Source organism: Actinosynnema sp. NPDC050801, assembly GCF_040673975.1.
In the GTDB taxonomy this organism is placed as follows: domain Bacteria; phylum Actinomycetota; class Actinomycetes; order Mycobacteriales; family Pseudonocardiaceae; genus Actinosynnema.
This window is the reverse complement of the sequence record NZ_JBFAQZ010000028.1, coordinates 22,203-39,213: the sequence shown is the minus strand read 5'-3', so window position 1 is coordinate 39,213 and position 17,011 is coordinate 22,203. Positions and strand designations below refer to the sequence as shown.

Genomic DNA, 17,011 nt, shown 5'->3' with positions numbered 1-17,011 from the left:
GCCATGCGCATCCTCGTCGTCGAAGATGACGACCGGGTGGCGCGTGGACTCCTCACCGCACTCCGGCACGCCGGCTACGAGGTGCACCGCGTGGCCACCGCCGCCGCGGCCCTCACCGCACCACCGGCGGACGTCGTGCTGCTCGACCTCGGCCTGCCCGACGGCGACGGCCTCGACGTGCTGCGCGAACTCCGCCACCGCACCGGCACCGCGATCATCACCGTCACCGCCCGCGGCGAAGAACGCGAACGAGTCCTCGGCCTGCGCCTCGGCGCCGACGACTACGTCGTGAAACCGTTCGGCACCGCCGAACTCCTCGCCCGCATCGAGGCGGTGCTCCGCCGCACCCGCGCCGCCCGCGCCGCCGAACGCGAGCGCGAGGTCACCCTCGGCCCCCTCACCCTCGACCCCGCCGGCCGCGAAGCCCGCGTCGACGGCGAACCGGTGCCGCTCACCCGCAAGGAATTCGACCTGCTCGCCCTGCTCGTCGGCCGCGCCGGCACCGTCGTCAGCCGCGACCTCATCGTGGACCAGGTGTGGCAGGCGCACTGGGAAGCGCCCTCACGCACCCTCGACACCCACATCGCCGCCCTGCGCGGCAAGCTCGGCCACGCCCTGCGCATCGAGACGATCAGGGGTGTGGGCTACCGGGTGGCGGCCCACACCCCCGAACCGTGATCACCACACGTGGGCGACGTCCACCACGACCCGGTTGGACAACGTGAACACCCGGAACGGCAGCAGTGCCCGCACGCCCAGCCCCACCGTCGTCTGACCCTCGAACGACCCGGCCCACGCGACCTGCCGGAACGTCTGGTACCCCGTGACGTCCACCAACTCCGACCCGTTCGGGTAGGTGTAGGTCGGGTTGCCGTCCTGGTCGTAGGCCGGCGAGTTCACCGTGATCTGCAACTTGCCGACGCCCCGCAACGGCACCGGCTTGCCCGAACCCTCGTGCGTCACCTCGGTCACGTACTGCACCGAGTAACCGTCGTTCACCCCGGCGAAGTCGAACACCAGCCGGTCGTAGCACTCCTGCCGACCGCCGCGGATGTTCGTCAACAACCCGGTCGTGGTCTGGGACGCGTACTTCGGCCCCGACCCCCAGGTGACCGGCGTGCAGGCAGCCGCCGAAGCCGCCCCGGCCGGCGAAGCAGCCTTGGCCGTCGAAGCCGACGCGGCCACCGGCGCCACCACCGCCATCGCGGTCACCGCCGCGAGTAAGAGCGCAACCTTGCGTAGCATGCTCATTCCCCCTCTCGCGGGCCGGACAGCCCGCAGACGACATGACGCACGTCACCCACAGGAGGTTGCCTCCGCGTGCTGCGCCGCCTGCTGGTCCTCATCGTGCCGCTGCTGGTGGCGCTGGTCGCCGCCCTGGGCGTGCCGCTCGCGTTCGCGGTCGTGCAGCGCGAGAGCCAGGAGACCTACCTCGACCGATTGGGTGACGCGAGTCGGTTCGCGTCACTGGCCGAGAACGCCCTGGCGTCCGGGCGCCTGACCGCGTTGCGGGAGGAACTGGTCCGCTACGACCAGCTGTACGGCATCTCGGCCGCGCTGGTCGGCACCGACGGTGCGGTGCTCGAATCGTCACGCCGACCGTTCCCGCTGGACGACCGGCACGTCGAGGTCGGTCTGCGGGCGGCGTTCGGCGGGTACCGGGGCGAGACCGACCAGTCGGTGTGGCCGTGGGAGCGGGTGAACCTGGTCGTGGTCGAGCCGGTCGGACGCGACAGCGAGGTCGTCGCGGCCGTGGTCACGATCTCCCCGACCGACGGCCTGAGGTCCGCGATCCTGCGCCAGTGGGGCGTGCTGGCCCTGATCGGCCTCGTGCCCATGCTCGGCGTCGTCGCCGTCGCGTGGCCGATGTCGCGCTGGGTCCTGCGCCCGGTGCGCAAGCTGGACGAGGCCACCGCCGCCGTCGCGGGTGGCCAGCTGGACGCCCGTGCGGACGAGCTGGGCGGCCCCCCGGAACTGCGCCGGCTGGCCGCGAGCTTCAACGCGATGGTCGACGTCGTCGGCCGTGCGCTGCGCCGACAGCGGGCGTTCGTGTCGGACGCCTCCCACCAACTCCGCAACCCGCTGGCCAGCCTGCGCCTGGCGGTCGACAACCTGGCACCCCACGTCACCGACGAGGCAGGCCGCGAGGCGCAACGCATCGCCGTCGACGAGGCCGAGGAAATGGGCCGCGTCCTGGACACCCTCCTGGCCGCCACCCGCCTGGACAGCGCCTCCGCCGCCGAGCCGGTCGACGTGGACAACCTGCTGGCCACCCACGTCCCCGGCTGGCGGGCGTTGGCGGGCGACATCCGCCTGGACGTCGCCGTCCCACCGGGCCTGCGCGTCCTGGAGCCCCCCGGCGGCCTCGGCAGCGTGCTGGACGAGCTGGTCGGCAACGCGATCAGGCTGTCCGGGGGCACGCACGTGGAGGTGTGGGGCAACGCCACGGGGGAGTGGGTGGAACTGCACGTGACCGACGACGGCACCGGCCTGTCGAACGACGAACGAGCCGCCGCCATGAGCCGGTTCTGGCGCGCGCCACGTCACCAGAACATCGCCGGCACGGGCCTGGGCCTGGCCATCTGCGCCGAGCTGATCGCGTCGGCCGGCGGCGAACTGGCCCTCCGGCCCGTCGAACCACACGGCCTGGACGCCGTGATCCGCCTCAACGCCCGACCACCTGCTGCCTCACCTGGTCCCTCGCCTGCTGTTGCCTGGCCACCCACTGCCTGACCAGGTGGCGTCTGACCACCCGCCCCTCGACCTGCCGGCGCTCGACTACCACCGCCTGATCTGCCGGCGCTCGACCATCCGACGCCCCGACCATCCGACGCCCCGACCATCCGACGCCCCGGCCACTCGGCGCGTGGCTCGGGTGCCTGCCCAGGCCGCGCTCTGGTGTGGCCGGCCCGGCCCGCCAGGGCCTGCCCGGCTTGTCCACGCGGCCTGCCCGGCACGCCTGACCCCGCCACACGTGACCGGCCTGCCCGTTGGCCTGCTTGTCCGGTCGGGCTGGGGGATCGGTTCGGTGCGGTTGGTCGCGGCCGGTTGGGCTGGGTCGGTGGTTGGGCGGGTTGGGGTGGTCCAGTGAGTGGGTGAGGTGAGGTGGTGGGGGTGGTCGTCTGCCTCCTTGCACTGTTGGTCGCCTTGGCCGCCTCCTTCTTTTCCGGCAACGAAAAAATGGTGGGGATAGTTGCCCATCGACGGTTGGTTCGCACCTCTGTGTGGCGTTGGCGTGGTTGGTGCAACCTGGGGCGCGGTGGGGAGCATGGGGTATGGGGTCGGCGAGGGGTCAGCGTTTGGTGGCGCGGAACCAGCGTTCGGCGCCCTTGTGCAGTGGCACCTGACCCGTGGCGATGCCCGTTCGCACGTTGATCCGGCTGGCCTCGGGGTGGCCGGCGGCGATTCTGGACGATTGGGTGAACACGGTCCTCGTCACGACCTCGACGACGTCGGCGGCCAGTGCGGACCTCGCCAGCAGCAGGTTGGGCACGGCGAAGGTGTGGCACGGGCCCAGGTCGCCGTAGGTGGTGGCCGGGATGGTGGCGGGTACGTAGGGCCCCGGGTAGGCCTCCGCCAGGTCCTCGGCCTCGGCGGGAAGGTCGAGCAGCCTCAGCGGGAAGTCGTGGAGGGTGTCGGCTATCGCCGGGGTCGGGATGCCGGTCAGCGCCAGGAAAGCGTCCAGTGATCCGGCGACGAGTTCCTTCGCCGCGTCGGCGTGCGTCATCCGTCGCGCGTCCACGCGGATCTTCAGCAACGACAGCAGGCGCGTCGCGGTGAACTCGGTCCCGGACTCCGACGGCCCGAACGAGACCGTCCGCCCGGCCAGGTCCGACAACGTCCGCAGCGGCGAGTCGGCGGGCACGGCGATCTGCATGAAGCTGTCGTACAACCGGCCGACGGCGCTGATGCCGCCCGGGTCGTCCGCGCTGAGCAACGCCCCGTCCACCAGTGGATCCAAAGAGGACAGTCCCAGGTGGACTTGGCCCTCGCGCAGCAGGCGCACGTTCTCCACCGACGCCGCCGTGTGCCGCTCGACCACCCGGGTCGCGGGCAGCTGATCGGCCAGCGCCCCCGCCAGCGCGCCGCCGATCTCCCGGAACACGGCACCGTCCGGGCCGGTCGCGAGGACCAGTTCCGGCAGGTCCACGGCGGGCGCGGGCGTGCAGGCGGGAACGCCCGCCGCCAGGGCGGCCAGCAGCACCGAGCGCCGGGACACCTGCACGTCGGCAGCCTAGCTCCGTCCAGCCCGGTGAACCCAGCCCAGATGAACCCGTAAACGGATGAACCCGTAAACGGATGAACCCCGTGGCCGGAGGAACGCCGTGGGCCGGCGGACCCAGCGCCCAAGTGGGCCCGGTGCCCGGTGAACCCAGTCCCAGCCGGGGCGGTGCGCGGGTAAGGGCGGGTGAACGCAGTGTTACGTCAGAGGGATCTGAAGTTTCGGCCGTGCTCCTTGTCGTGCCGCCGGGCTGTGCTCAGGATCACCAACCAACTCCCAACGCGGTCCCCCTTGGAGGAGACGTGGTCAGCGCGCAAGCACGTGAGCGCAAACCGATCTACAAGCACCTCTACTTCTGGGTGTTGGTGTCGATCGTGCTCGGCGTTGTCGTCGGGTACGCCTTCCCCACACAGGCTTCGGGCATGAAGTGGATGGCCGACTTCTTCATCGCCCTGGTGAAGGTCGTCATCGCGCCGACGATCTTCTGCACCGTCGTGGTCGGCATCGCGGGCCTGGGCAACCTGGCCAAGGCCGGCGGTCTGGCGTTGCGGACCATCCTGTACTTCACCGCGATGACCACGGCGGCACTCGCGATCGGCCTCATCGTGGTCAACCTGGTGCAGCCGGGCCACCACGGCGCGTCCATCCCGATCAACGACGACGCGGCGGACAAGACGCTCGCCGACGCCAAGACGGCCGAGACCGGCATCACCGGCTTCATCCTCGGCCTGGTGCCGAAGTCGTTCCTGGGCGCGTTCACCGACGGCCAGCTCATCCAGGTGCTCGTGATCGCGATCCTGGTCGCGGTGGCCGTGGCGGGCATGGGCAAGCGCGGCGAGAAGGTGGTGTCCGCGCTGGACACCGTGGCCAAGGTCATGTTCGGCGTCATCAAGATCGTCATGTACGCGGCGCCGATCGGCGCGTTCGGCGGCATCGCCTACACGATCGGCAAGTTCGGCGGCTCGATCCTGGGCAAGCTGGCGTGGCTGATGGGCTCGTTCTACGCGACGTGCCTGCTGTTCATCCTGGTCGTGCTCGGCGGTGTCTCGCTGTACGCGGGGTTCTCGATCTTCAAGTTCGTCCGGTACATCAAGGACGAGCTGCTGATCGTGCTCGGCACGTCGTCGTCGGAGACGGTGCTGCCGCGGATGCTGGTGAAGCTGGAGGCGGCGGGCGCGGACAAGTCGGTGGTGGGCCTGACCATCCCGACCGGCTACTCGTTCAACCTGGACGGCACGTGCATCTACCTGACCATGGGCGCGATCTTCATCGCCCAGGCGACGGGCACGGAGGTGGGGCTGGGCACCCAGATCGGGCTGCTGCTGTTCATGCTGCTGGCCAGCAAGGGCGCGGCGGGCGTGACGGGTGCGGGGCTGGTGACGTTGGCGGCGTCGCTGAGCGCGTTCGAGGGCAACAGCGCGATCCCGGCGGTCGGCATCGCGCTGATCGTGGGCATCGACCGGTTCATGTCCGAGGCGCGGGCGATCACCAACGTCATCGGCAACGGCGTGGGCACCCTGGTGGTGGCCCGCTGGCAGGGCCAGTTGGACCGCGATCGGTTGCGCGAGGTGATGGACAACCCGTCTCAGGTGGACGTGGACGCCCTGATGGAGCGTCAGCACGGTGACGACGACCTCACGGAGCGTGAACCCGTCGGGGCCGGCGCCCGCTGACTCCTGCCGAGCCTGACCACGCGGCCCCCGTGCCGCCGCCCACCGAACGGCGGCACGGGGGCTCACCAGCGGTAACGGGGGTGGCGGGCCTTGTTGGCAAGCTCTCACCGACGCGCGCGGCGGCGCCGGCTCGGTTATGCTTAACAACGCGTAACAAGCCGGCCGGGGTATCGTTCAGCCGCGCCGAATCGTTACGAGTCGCCGACCTAGATCACCCGAAGGATGGTGTGGTTCGGTTTCGCGACTGTTAAAGTCGCGTCAACACGCGGGCCATCGTCGTCCCGTGCCCAGCACCCGGATTCCAGGACCTGGACACGAGGACTCGTTCTTACACCAAGGACGACGAAGGAGGTCTGCGCAGTGATCTTCTCCGCCATCCCGTCCCCGCAGGGGCTCTACGACCCCGCCGCGGAACGTGACGCTTGCGGTGTGGCGATGGTCGCCGACATCAAGGGCCGGCGCTCGCACGACATCGTCGTCGACGCGCTCACCGCGCTGGCCAACCTTGAGCACCGGGGCGCCGCGGGCGCCGAACCGACCAGCGGCGACGGCGCCGGGATCCTGCTGCAACTGCCGGACGCGTTCCTGCGCGAGGTGCTGGACTTCGAGCTGCCGGAGGCTGGCGCGTACGCGGCCGGCATCGCGTTCCTGCCCGCCGACGCGGAGGACCGCGCGAAGGCCGTCGAGCTGGCCGAGCGGGTCGCCGCCGAGGAGGGCCTGGAGGTCCTGGGCTGGCGCGACGTGCCGACCGCGGCCGACCACGCGGGTGTGGGTCCGACCGCCCGTTCGGTGATGCCGCACTTCGCGATGCTGCTCGTCAAGAGCGAGACCGGTCGGCGGGACGTCGAGCTGGACCGCCTCACCTTCGCCCTGCGCAAGCGGGTGGAGCACGAGAGCGCGGCGGCGGGCGTCGGCACGTACTTCCCGTCGCTGTCCTGCCGGACGATCGTCTACAAGGGCATGCTGACCACGGGCCAGCTGCCCTCGTTCTTCCCCGACTTGCGCGACGAGCGGTTGGCCAGCGCGATCGCCCTGGTCCACTCCCGCTTCTCTACCAACACGTTCCCGTCGTGGCCGCTGGCGCACCCGTTCCGGTACGTCGCCCACAACGGTGAGATCAACACGGTGCGGGGCAACCGGAACCGGATGCGGGCCCGTGAGGCGCTGCTGGCCTCCGACCTGATCCCGGGCGACCTGACCCGGCTGTTCCCGATCTGCCACCCAGAGGGCTCGGACTCGGCGAGCTTCGACGAGGTGCTGGAGCTGCTGCACCTGGGCGGCCGGAGCCTGCCGCACGCGGTGCTGATGATGATCCCGGAGGCGTGGGAGAACCACATCTCGATGGACCCGAAGCGCCGCGCGTTCTACGAGTTCCACGCGAGCCTGATGGAGCCGTGGGACGGCCCGGCGTGCGTCACCTTCACCGACGGCGCGGTGGTCGGCGCGGTGCTCGACCGCAACGGCCTGCGCCCGGCCCGCTGGTGGCAGACCGCCGACGGCCGCGTGGTGCTGGCCTCGGAGACCGGTGTGCTGGACGTCCCGCCGGACCAGGTGGTGGCCAAGGGCCGCCTCCAGCCGGGCAAGATGTTCCTGGTCGACACGGTCGAGGGTCGCCTGGTCGAGGACGACGAGGTCAAGGCGAAGCTGGCCGACGAGCTGCCCTACGACGAGTGGTTGCACGCGGGCCTGCTGGAGCTGGCCGACCTGGCCGACCGGGAGCACGTGGTGCAGAGCCACGAGTCCGTGGTGCGGCGCCAGCTCACGTTCGGCTACACCGAGGAGGAGCTGCGGATCCTGCTCGCCCCGATGTCGGTGGTGGGTGCGGAGCCGCTCGGCTCGATGGGCACCGACACCCCGGTGGCGGCGCTCTCGCAGCGCTCCCGGCTGCTCTACGACTACTTCGTGCAGAACTTCGCCCAGGTCACGAACCCGCCGCTGGACGCGATCCGCGAGGAGATCGTCACCAGCGTGTCGCGGGTGATGGGCCCGGAGCAGAACCTGCTGGAACCCGGCCCGGTCAGCTGCCGGCACATCAAGCTGACCTACCCGGTGATCGACAACGACGAGCTGGCCAAGCTCATCCACATCAACGACGACGGCGACCTGCCGGGCTTCGCGTGCACGGTCCTGTCCGGTCTGTACGAAGTGGACGGTGGCGGGGCGGCGCTGGCGGCGGCGATCGAGCGGGTGCGCCGCGAGGCGTCCGAGGCGATCGCGAACGGCGCCCGCACGCTCGTGCTGTCCGACCGCGACTCCGACCACCGGATGGCGCCGATCCCGTCGCTGCTGCTCGTGTCCGCGGTGCACCACCACCTGGTGCGCACCAAGGAGCGGTTGCGCGTGGCGCTGGTCGTGGAGACCGGTGACGCCCGCGAGGTGCACCACATCGCCGCGCTGCTGAGCTACGGCGCCGCCGCGGTGAACCCGTACCTGGCGTTCGAGACGATCGAAGACATGATCAGCACCGGCGCGGTGACCGGCATCGAGCCGCGCAAGGCCGTGCGGAACTACGTGACGGCGCTGGTCAAGGGCACGTTGAAGATCATGTCGAAGATGGGCATCTCGACCGTCGGCGCGTACACCGCGGCGCAGGTGTTCGAGGCCGTCGGCCTGTCCACGGACCTGCTGGACGAGTACTTCACCGGCACGGTGTCCAAGCTCGGCGGCGCGGGCCTGGACGTGCTGGCGGAGGAGGTGGCGCTGCGGCACCGCCGCGCCCACCCGGACAACCCGACCGACCGGGTGCACCGCCGGCTGGAGGTGGGCGGCGAGTACGCCTACCGCCGCGAGGGCGAGCTGCACCTGTTCACGCCGGAGACGGTGTTCCTGCTCCAGCACGCCACCAAGACCGGCAAGCAGGACGTCTACCGGCGCTACACCGACGAGGTGGAGCGGCTGTCCCGGCAGGGCGGCACGCTGCGCGGCCTGTTCTCGTTCGCCGCCGAGGGCCGCACGCCGATCCCGATCGACGAGGTCGAGCCGGTCTCCTCGATCGTCAAGCGGTTCAACACCGGCGCCATGTCGTACGGGTCGATCTCGGCGGAGGCGCACGAGACGCTGGCCATCGCGATGAACCGGCTCGGCGGCCGGTCCAACAGCGGCGAGGGCGGCGAGGACCCCGAGCGCCTGTACGACCCGGAGCGGCGCAGCGCGGTCAAGCAGGTCGCGTCCGGCCGGTTCGGCGTCACCAGCGAGTACCTGGTCAACGCCAGCGACATCCAGATCAAGATGGCGCAGGGTGCGAAGCCCGGCGAGGGCGGCCAGCTCCCCGGTTACAAGGTGTACCCGTGGATCGCGCGGACCCGGCACTCGACGCCGGGCGTGGGCCTGATCTCCCCGCCGCCGCACCACGACATCTACTCGATCGAGGACCTGGCCCAGCTGATCCACGACCTGAAGAACGCCAACGAGCAGGCCCGCGTGCACGTGAAGCTGGTCAGCGAGGTCGGCGTCGGCACGGTCGCGGCGGGCGTGGCGAAGGCGCACGCGGACGTGGTGCTGATCTCCGGCCACGACGGCGGCACCGGCGCGTCGCCGCTGAACTCGCTCAAGCACGCGGGCACGCCGTGGGAGATCGGCCTCGCCGAGACGCAGCAGACGTTGCTGCTCAACGGTTTGCGCGACCGGATCACGGTGCAGGTCGACGGCGCGCTGCGCACCGGCCGCGACGTGGTGGTGGCCGCGCTGCTGGGCGCGGAGGAGTTCGGCTTCGCCACCGCGCCGCTGATCGTCGCGGGCTGCGTGATGATGCGGGTCTGCCACCTGGACACGTGCCCGGTCGGCGTGGCCACGCAGAACCCGGAGCTGCGCAAGCGGTACACCGGTCAGGCCGACCACGTGGTGGCGTTCTTCGAGTTCGTCGCCCAGGAGGTCCGCGAGCTGTTGGCGTCACTGGGTTTCCGCACGATCGACGAGGCCGTCGGCCACGCCGAGCTGCTGAAGACCGACGAGGCGATCGACCACTGGAAGGCGGCCGGGCTGGACCTGGCGCCGGTGTTCGAGGTGCCCGAGACGCCGTACCGCACGGCCAAGCGCAAGGTGCGCGAGCAGGACCACGGCCTGGCCCAGGCGTTGGACCGCACGCTGCTCCAGCTCGCCGACGCCGCGCTCAACGACGCCCGCCCGGTGCGGCTGGAACTGCCGCTGCGCAACGTCAACCGCACCGTCGGCACGCTGCTCGGCGCCGAGGTGACGCGCCGGTTCGGCGGCGACGGCCTGCCCGACGACACGATCCACGTGACGTTCACCGGCTCGGCCGGCCAGTCGCTGGGCGCGTTCATCCCGCGCGGCATCACGCTGGAGATGATCGGCGACGCCAACGACTACGTCGGCAAGGGCCTGTCCGGCGGCCGGATCGTCGTCCGCCCGCACCCCGACGCGCCGTTCGCGGCCGAGCGGCAGGTCATCGCCGGCAACGTGATCGGCTACGGCGCGACGTCCGGCGAGATCTTCCTGCGCGGACGGGTCGGCGAGCGGTTCTGCGTGCGCAACTCGGGCGCGCTGGCCGTCGCCGAGGGCGTGGGCGACCACGCGTTCGAGTACATGACCGGTGGCCGGGCCGTGGTGCTCGGGCCGACCGGCCGCAACCTCGCCGCGGGCATGTCCGGCGGCATCGCGTACGTGCTGGAACTCGACCCGGCGGCGGTCAACACCGCCATGGTCGAGCTCCAGCGGCCCGGTGCGGAGGACCTGCGCTGGCTGCGCGACGTGGTGGAACGCCACCACCAGCTCACCGGTTCGGCGGTGGCCGCGTCGCTGCTCGGCGACTGGACCCGGCGTTCCGCGTCGTTCACCAAGGTCATGCCCGGTGACTACCAGCGCGTGCTCGAAGCGATGAGGCTCGCCCGCGCGGAAGGCAGGGACGTCGACCAGGCGATCATGGAGGCCTCCCGTGGCTGACCCGTACGGTTTCCTCAAGCACTCCCGCGCCGACGCGAAGAAGCGGCCCGCCGCCGAACGGCTGGACGACTGGAACGAGGTGTACCAGGACGTCCCGGCGGAGCGGCGGGACGCCGAGGTGCGCACGCAGGCGACGCGGTGCATGGACTGCGGCATCCCGTTCTGCCACTCCGGGTCGGCCGGGTGCCCGCTGGGCAACCTGATCCCCGAGTGGAACGACCTGGTGCGCCGGGGCGACTGGGAGTCCGCGTCGGACCGGTTGCACGCGACGAACAACTTCCCCGAGTTCACCGGCAGGCTGTGCCCCGCGCCGTGCGAGGCGGCGTGCGTGCTGGCGATCAGCCACGACGCGGGCGGCGCGGTCGCGATCAAGCGGGTCGAGCAGGCCATCGCCGACGTGTCGTGGGAGCAGGGGCTCGTGCCGCCCACCCAGTCGCACGTGTCGTCGGGCAAGAAGGTCGCGGTCGTCGGTTCCGGCCCGGCCGGGCTCGCCGCGGCCCAGCAGCTCACCCGCGCGGGCCACGAGGTCACCGTGTTCGAGCGGGACGACCGGCTCGGCGGGCTGCTCCGCTACGGCATCCCCGAGTTCAAGATGGAGAAGAAGGTCCTCGACCGGCGGCTCGCGCAGCTGCGCAAGGAGGGCACGAAGTTCGTCACCGGCTGCGAGGTCGGGGTGGACCTCACCGTCGAGGAGCTGCGCTCGGAGTTCGACGCGGTGGTGCTCGCGGTGGGCGCGCTGCGCGGCCGTGACGACACCACGACGCCCGGCCGTTCGCTGCGGGGCGTGCACCTGGCGATGGAGCACCTGGTGCCCGCAAACCGGGCGTGCGAGGGCGACGGACCGCCCGCGATCGACGCGGCGGGCAAGCACGTCGTGATCATCGGCGGTGGCGACACCGGCGCGGACTGCTACGGCACGGCGTCCCGGCAGGGCGCGGCGTCGGTGCTCCAGCTCGACCAGTACCCCATGCCACCGTCCACTCGGGACGACGCGCGCTCGCCCTGGCCGGTGTGGCCGTGGATCCTGCGCACCTACCCCGCGCACGAGGAGGCGGGGGAGCGGAAGTTCGCGGTCGCGGTGGAGTCGTTCGTCGGCGACGACGACGGCCACGTGCGGCAGATCCGGCTGCGCAAGGTGCGGGTGGAGAAGGACGCCTCCGGTCGTCGCCAGGTCGTGCCGACCTCCGAGGAGGTCGAGGTGCTGCCGGCGGACCTGGTGCTGCTGGCCATCGGCTTCGAGGGCGTCGAGCACATGCCGCTGCTGGACGGGCTGGGCATCCAGCTCACCTCGCGCGGCACGATCTCCTGCGGCTCCGACTGGCAGACCCAGTCGCCGGGCGTGTTCGTCTGCGGTGACGCGCACCGCGGCGCGTCCCTGGTCGTGTGGGCGATCGCCGAGGGCCGTTCGGTGGCCAACGCGGTGGACCGCTTCCTGACCGGCTCGTCGGACCTGCCGTCCCCGGTGATCCCCAACATGCTCCCGCTGGCCGTCGTGTAGTACCCCTCAGACCGCCGTTGGTTGGATGCCCGGCCGCCTCGACAACGACGTCGAGGCGGCCCTTTACTTCCCCTCCGGGAATCGTCGCGGCGAGCCGGAGGCCGCGACACCGGGAACGGGGGCCGCGTCGCGGATCAGACGCCGGTCACCGCGCGCACCGAGCGGATGTGGCTGACCAGGAACTCGCGGTGTTCGCCGCGCGGCGCGCAGTTGGCCTTCAGGTTGCCCGCCGCGTGGTCCACCGGGGTGATCACGTGCTTCACCGTGCTGCGCCGGCCGTTCGCCACGGCGATCTCCACCGACGTCCGGCTCACCAGGGCGTCGGCCAGCAGCACGACCTCCGAGTCGGGCAGCACCAGCGACTGGTCCCGCAGCAGCCGCACCGCGCCCATCCGCTGCGACTGCGCGGGCGGCAGCGCGATCTTCGGGCGCGGCCGCTCCCGGTCCACCAGCGCCGCCGCCAGCTTCGCCAGCTCCTGCTCGGTCAACGGCGCCCGCCACCCGCCGGTCGCCCCGCGCGGTACCGGCGGCTCGACGCGGCGCCGGGGCACCCGCTCCACCACCGACGTGCCGTCCACCGCCGACGTCGTCGGCGCGTAGCCGGCCGCCCGCAGCAGCGCCAAGGTCTCCGTGGCGGGCTTCGCCGAGGCCAGCACCGTCGGGCCCAACGGCTGCAACGACAGCTGCGCCAACGACCGGTGCCCGGCGATCTCGCTCAGCAGCACCGGGTCCTCGGCCCGCACGCAGCACGCCACAGGTGTCACGGTGATCCGCCCGTGCTGCCGCGCCACCTCCCGCACCAGGCGCTCCACCGTCGGCGGCACGCCGTGCTCGGCCACCGACGCCAACCGCGCCAGCAGCGCGTCCGGCTCGTGCCCAGCGTCCAGCGCCCGCCGCACGCTGGCGCCGCTGAACCGCCAGCCACCCGTCGTGCCGTCGGCCGCCAGGTCCAGCACCGAGCTCAGCTCACGGCTCGGCAGCCCGGCCACCACGGCGGTCAGGTCCGGTCTCAGGTGGGCGGTCACCGCGGCGGGCGGCACGAACCGCCCGGCCACCTCCGTCACCCGATCGGGAGTCACCCGGTCCGCCGACACCGCACGTCCCAGCGCGGTCGCCGAGCCCAACGCCACCAACCCCACCGACTCGGCCTCCACCAACGCCGCCTCGGTGGCCGCCCGGCCGTGCACGGCGGGCCGCGCCCACACCAGGTCCGCCACGACCTCCTGCCGGTGCTCGAACGCCTCGTCCTCGCCGAGCAGCGCGTACCGCTCCAGCAGGCCCTGCCGGACCCGCTCGCCGGTGTCCGCGGCGGACGGTTCCGCCGGCGCCCGCCGCTGCCCGCCCGGCGTCCACGTCATCCGCGGCCACGCCTCGGCCAGCACGGCCAACCGGTCCGCGGGCGGGGCGGCGCGCCAGGCGTCCGACCGGCTGGTCGGCACCAACCGGCCGTCGTCCACCGCGAGCAACCGCGCCTCCACGGCCAACCCCACCCACAGCCGCACCCGAACCTCGTCGGTCCGCAGCACGCCCGCCACCCGCCGCAGCTCCCGCACCCCGACCACCGCGCGGCACGCCACCTGCTCGACGTCGCACAGGTCGACCAGCCGCGTCACACCATCCACAGTGGACGTCGCGGGCGTGATCGCGGCCCGGTCGGCGAAACCGCGGTCCTGCGGCGCACGGCGCGGCGCGCGCGGCGCGGGCGTGATGCGGCGGCGCGGCTCCTCCTCCAGCGGCCGCAGACCCGGCGAGGAGACCAACCGGCCCTGGGCCGGCCACACCAGCGCCCTCGCCCGCAACTGCCCCAACGCCCGCTTCAACTCCGCCCGCGACGCCTTCCCGTTGCACCGCAACCGTTGCGCCAACGCCTCCGCGCAGGCCTCCTCGCCCAGCCGCACCACGGTGTCCAGCACGTCCCGGCACGCCTGGTCGAGCCCGTCCACGGCCGCCCGCAGCGACGCCGTCGTGGTCAACTCCTCCGCCAGCGCCCGCAGCGAGTGGGGCCGGCGGTCGGCGGCGTCCTTGCGCACCGCCAAGATGTCCCGGATCTCCCCCGCGTCGAGCTCCCGCAGCCATCCGGCCAACACCGATTTCCTACCCACCCGGCCGATTATGCACAGAACGTGACCGCTCGGTGATGCGTTGCGATAGGGCGCTCGAATGAGCCACGAATGGACGAACGTAAGCTGGCCGCCGTGGAATTCACCGGCTTCGGCGAACACGCCATCGACTTCTACGACGGACTCGTGGCCGACAACTCCAAGGCCTACTGGGAGGACCACAAGCACGTCTACCAGCACGACGTCCGGGAGCCCATGGACGCGCTGCTCGGCGCGTTGGAGGCCGAGTTCGGCAAGGGAAAGGTCTTCCGGCCCTACCGCGACGTGCGGTTCAGCAAGGACAAGACGCCCTACAAGGACCACTGCGGCGGCGTGGTCGAACTCGGCCGCGGTGGCGGCGCGCACTACGTGCAGCTCGGCACCGACGGCCTGTTCGTGGCCGCCGGCTCGTTCGCGATGGCGTCCGACCAGCTGGCCCGGTACCGCGAGTCGGTGACCGACGACGTGCGCGGTCGTGCGCTGGAGAAGGTGCTCGCCAAGCTCGCCAAGTCCGGTTGGCAGCTGCACGGCGACGAGCTCAAGCGGGTGCCGCGCGGCCTCGACCCGGAGCACCCGCGGGCCGGGCTGCTCAAGCACAAGCGCGTCTACGTGGCCAGGGTGTGGCCGCCCGACGACGTGCTGCACGAGCCGGGCTGCCTGGACCGGGTCCGCCGCGCCTGGCGCGAGGCGACGCCGCTGGTCGACTGGTGCGCCGACCACATCGGGGTCACCGAGACCGGCTTCCGCCGCTGACCAGCCGCCGTGCCAGGAGGTGGCCGAACGCGATGCCGGCCACGTCCACGAGCGCGTCGAGGACGTCTCCGCCGCGGTGGAGCGCGGTGATGAGCCACTGCAACACTTCCGAGACCGCCGCGTAACCAATGAGGACCGCGGCCAGCGGTCCGGAGGGTATCCGCGCGTACCTCCCCGCGCCCATGAGCAGGGCGAACAGCAGGAAGTGCACCACCTTGTCGGTGCCCGGCGGAGCCGTGGGCACACCTGACGCGGGGGTGAACAGCACGATGACGCTGAGCAACGCCGCGACCACGAACGGAAGGATTCTGACGCCCACGGACCGGATTCTGCCTGTTTCACGGAGATTACTTCCCGGTACATCCTGATCGGTCCAGTGACAGGGACTACTCTGACTAGACGTGAGTCGACGCGCGAAGATCGTCTGTACGATGGGTCCTGCCACCGCGACCGAGGAAAAGGTCAACGAGCTGGTGGCGGCCGGTATGGACGTTGCCCGGATGAACTTCAGCCACGGCAGCCATGCCGACCACAAGCAGGTCTACGACCTCGTCCGCAACGCGGCCGATGCGTCGGGCCGCGCGGTGGGCATCCTGGCCGACCTCCAGGGACCGAAGATCCGGCTCGGCCGGTTCGCCCACGGCCCCGTCGAGTGGCGCACCGGTGACATCGTCCGGGTGACCGTCGAGGACGTCGAGGGCACCCACGACCGCGTCTCCACCACGTACAAGCAGCTGGCGCAGGACGCGAAGGCCGGCGACCGGCTCCTGGTGGACGACGGCAAGGTCGGCCTGACCGTCACCGAGATCGACGGGCCGGACGTGGTCTGCGAGGTCACCGAGGGCGGCCCCGTCAGCAACAACAAGGGCCTCTCGCTGCCGGGCATGGACGTGTCCGTGCCGGCGCTGTCCGAGAAGGACATCGAGGACCTGGAGTTCGCCCTCAACCTGGGCGTGGACTTCATCGCCCTGTCGTTCGTGCGCTCGCCCGCCGACATCGACCTGGTCCACCAGGTCATGGACCGCGTGGGCCACGGCCGCAAGCCGGTGATCGCCAAGATCGAGAAGCCGGAGGCGGTCGACAACCTCGAAGCGATCGTGCTCGCCTTCGACGGCGTCATGGTCGCCCGCGGCGACCTGGGCGTCGAGCTGCCGCTGGAGCACGTGCCGCTGGTGCAGAAGCGGGCCATCCAGATCGCCCGCGAGAACGCCAAGCCGGTCATCGTGGCCACCCAGATGCTCGACTCCATGATCACCAACTCGCGGCCGACCCGCGCCGAGACCTCGGACGTCGCCAACGCCGTGCTCGACGGCGCCGACGCGCTGATGCTGTCCGGCGAGACGTCGGTCGGCCGCTACGCCATCGAGTCGGTCAAGACCATGGGCCGCATCATCGTGGCCGTGGAGACCGAGTCGACCGTGGTCCCGCCGTTGACGCACGTCCCGCGGACCAAGCGCGGCGTGATCTCGTACGCGGCGCGCGACATCGGCGAGCGGCTCAACGCCAAGGCGCTGGTCGCGTTCACCCAGTCCGGCGACACGGTGCGGCGGCTGGCCCGACTGCACACCCCGCTGCCGCTGCTGGCGTTCACGCCGGAGCCCAGCGTGCGCAGTCAGCTTTCTCTCACCTGGGGCACCGAGACGTTCATCGTGCCTAAGGTGGACTCGACGGACGAGATGGTCCGCCAGGTCGACCTGTCGATGATCGACATCGGCCGGTACCAGCCGGGCGACCTCGTCGTGGTCGTGGCAGGCTCGCCGCCTGGCACCATCGGCTCGACGAACCTCATCCGGGTGCACCGCCTGGGGGAGGACGACCACGCTTAGGAGTTGACGTGACCGAGGCTGCCCGCGCCGCGGCGACCGCC

Annotated in this window: 11 protein-coding genes; 7 read left to right on the top strand and 4 right to left on the bottom strand. The window is 71.6% G+C overall.

Annotation, left to right across the window (positions count from 1 at the left end; all coding sequences use genetic code 11):
• Nucleotides 1-3 precede the first annotated feature (3 nt).
• The gene (locus AB0K14_RS36165; protein ID WP_360459449.1) at nt 4-678 is read left to right on the top strand and encodes a response regulator transcription factor; all 675 of its coding nucleotides are present in this window, start codon (nt 4-6) and stop codon (nt 676-678) included.
• Here the strand turns inward: AB0K14_RS36165 and AB0K14_RS36160 are convergent, their stop codons facing one another.
• Nucleotides 679-1,245, bottom strand: a complete 567-nt coding sequence (locus AB0K14_RS36160) for a hypothetical protein (protein ID WP_360459451.1) — start codon at nt 1,243-1,245, stop codon at nt 679-681.
• A 75-nt stretch (nt 1,246-1,320) separates the two neighbouring features.
• Between AB0K14_RS36160 and AB0K14_RS36155 the strand changes: the two genes are divergently transcribed.
• Nucleotides 1,321-2,733: a HAMP domain-containing sensor histidine kinase gene (locus AB0K14_RS36155; RefSeq protein WP_360459453.1), complete on the top strand. Its 1,413-nt coding sequence runs from the start codon at nt 1,321-1,323 to the stop codon at nt 2,731-2,733.
• A gap of 559 nt (nt 2,734-3,292) precedes the next feature.
• Here AB0K14_RS36155 and AB0K14_RS36150 read toward each other — a convergent pair.
• On the bottom strand, nt 3,293-4,225 hold the full coding sequence (locus AB0K14_RS36150; RefSeq protein WP_360459454.1) for a TAXI family TRAP transporter solute-binding subunit: 933 nt from the start codon (nt 4,223-4,225) through the stop codon (nt 3,293-3,295).
• A 299-nt stretch (nt 4,226-4,524) separates the two neighbouring features.
• Here AB0K14_RS36150 and dctA point away from each other — a divergent pair, with 299 nt between their 5' ends.
• The 3 genes from dctA (at nt 4,525) to AB0K14_RS36135 (ending at nt 12,292) form a co-directional block, all read left to right on the top strand.
• Nucleotides 4,525-5,895 carry a C4-dicarboxylate transporter DctA gene (gene dctA / locus AB0K14_RS36145; protein WP_360459456.1) on the top strand — a complete coding sequence of 457 codons (1,371 nt, stop codon included), beginning with the start codon at nt 4,525-4,527 and terminating at the stop codon, nt 5,893-5,895.
• A gap of 360 nt (nt 5,896-6,255) precedes the next feature.
• On the top strand, nt 6,256-10,794 hold the full coding sequence (gene gltB / locus AB0K14_RS36140) for a glutamate synthase large subunit (protein ID WP_360459458.1): 4,539 nt from the start codon (nt 6,256-6,258) through the stop codon (nt 10,792-10,794).
• Nucleotides 10,787-12,292 (top strand): glutamate synthase subunit beta, encoded by a 1,506-nt coding sequence (locus AB0K14_RS36135; RefSeq protein WP_360459460.1) that lies wholly within the window; start codon nt 10,787-10,789, stop codon nt 12,290-12,292. Before gltB ends, AB0K14_RS36135 begins: the two co-directional genes overlap by 8 nt.
• A 134-nt stretch (nt 12,293-12,426) precedes the next feature.
• On the opposite strand, the gene AB0K14_RS36130 is transcribed toward AB0K14_RS36135, so the two are convergent.
• The gene (locus AB0K14_RS36130) at nt 12,427-14,394 is read right to left on the bottom strand and encodes a helicase-associated domain-containing protein (protein ID WP_360459462.1); all 1,968 of its coding nucleotides are present in this window, start codon (nt 14,392-14,394) and stop codon (nt 12,427-12,429) included.
• A 93-nt stretch (nt 14,395-14,487) separates the two neighbouring features.
• Here AB0K14_RS36130 and AB0K14_RS36125 point away from each other — a divergent pair, with 93 nt between their 5' ends.
• On the top strand, nt 14,488-15,144 hold the full coding sequence (locus AB0K14_RS36125; RefSeq protein ID WP_360459506.1) for a DUF2461 domain-containing protein: 657 nt from the start codon (nt 14,488-14,490) through the stop codon (nt 15,142-15,144).
• On the opposite strand, the gene AB0K14_RS36120 is transcribed toward AB0K14_RS36125, so the two are convergent.
• Entirely contained in the window at nt 15,119-15,463 is a 345-nt protein-coding gene (locus tag AB0K14_RS36120; RefSeq protein WP_360459464.1) for a VanZ family protein, read from the bottom strand. The genes AB0K14_RS36125 and AB0K14_RS36120 overlap by 26 nt on opposite strands.
• 82 nt (nt 15,464-15,545) lie before the next feature.
• On the opposite strand from AB0K14_RS36120, the gene pyk reads away from it, so the two are divergent.
• On the top strand, nt 15,546-16,970 hold the full coding sequence (pyk, locus tag AB0K14_RS36115) for a pyruvate kinase (RefSeq protein ID WP_360459466.1): 1,425 nt from the start codon (nt 15,546-15,548) through the stop codon (nt 16,968-16,970).
• Nucleotides 16,971-17,011 lie beyond the last annotated feature (41 nt).

Excerpts from the sequence above, each read along its gene's own strand:
- AB0K14_RS36165 (WP_360459449.1), top strand. The coding sequence starts at position 4 with ATGCGCATCCTCGTCGTCGAAGATGACGACCGGGTGGCGCGTGGACTC.
- AB0K14_RS36160 (WP_360459451.1), bottom strand. The coding sequence starts at position 1,245 with ATGCTACGCAAGGTTGCGCTCTTACTCGCGGCGGTGACCGCGATGGCG.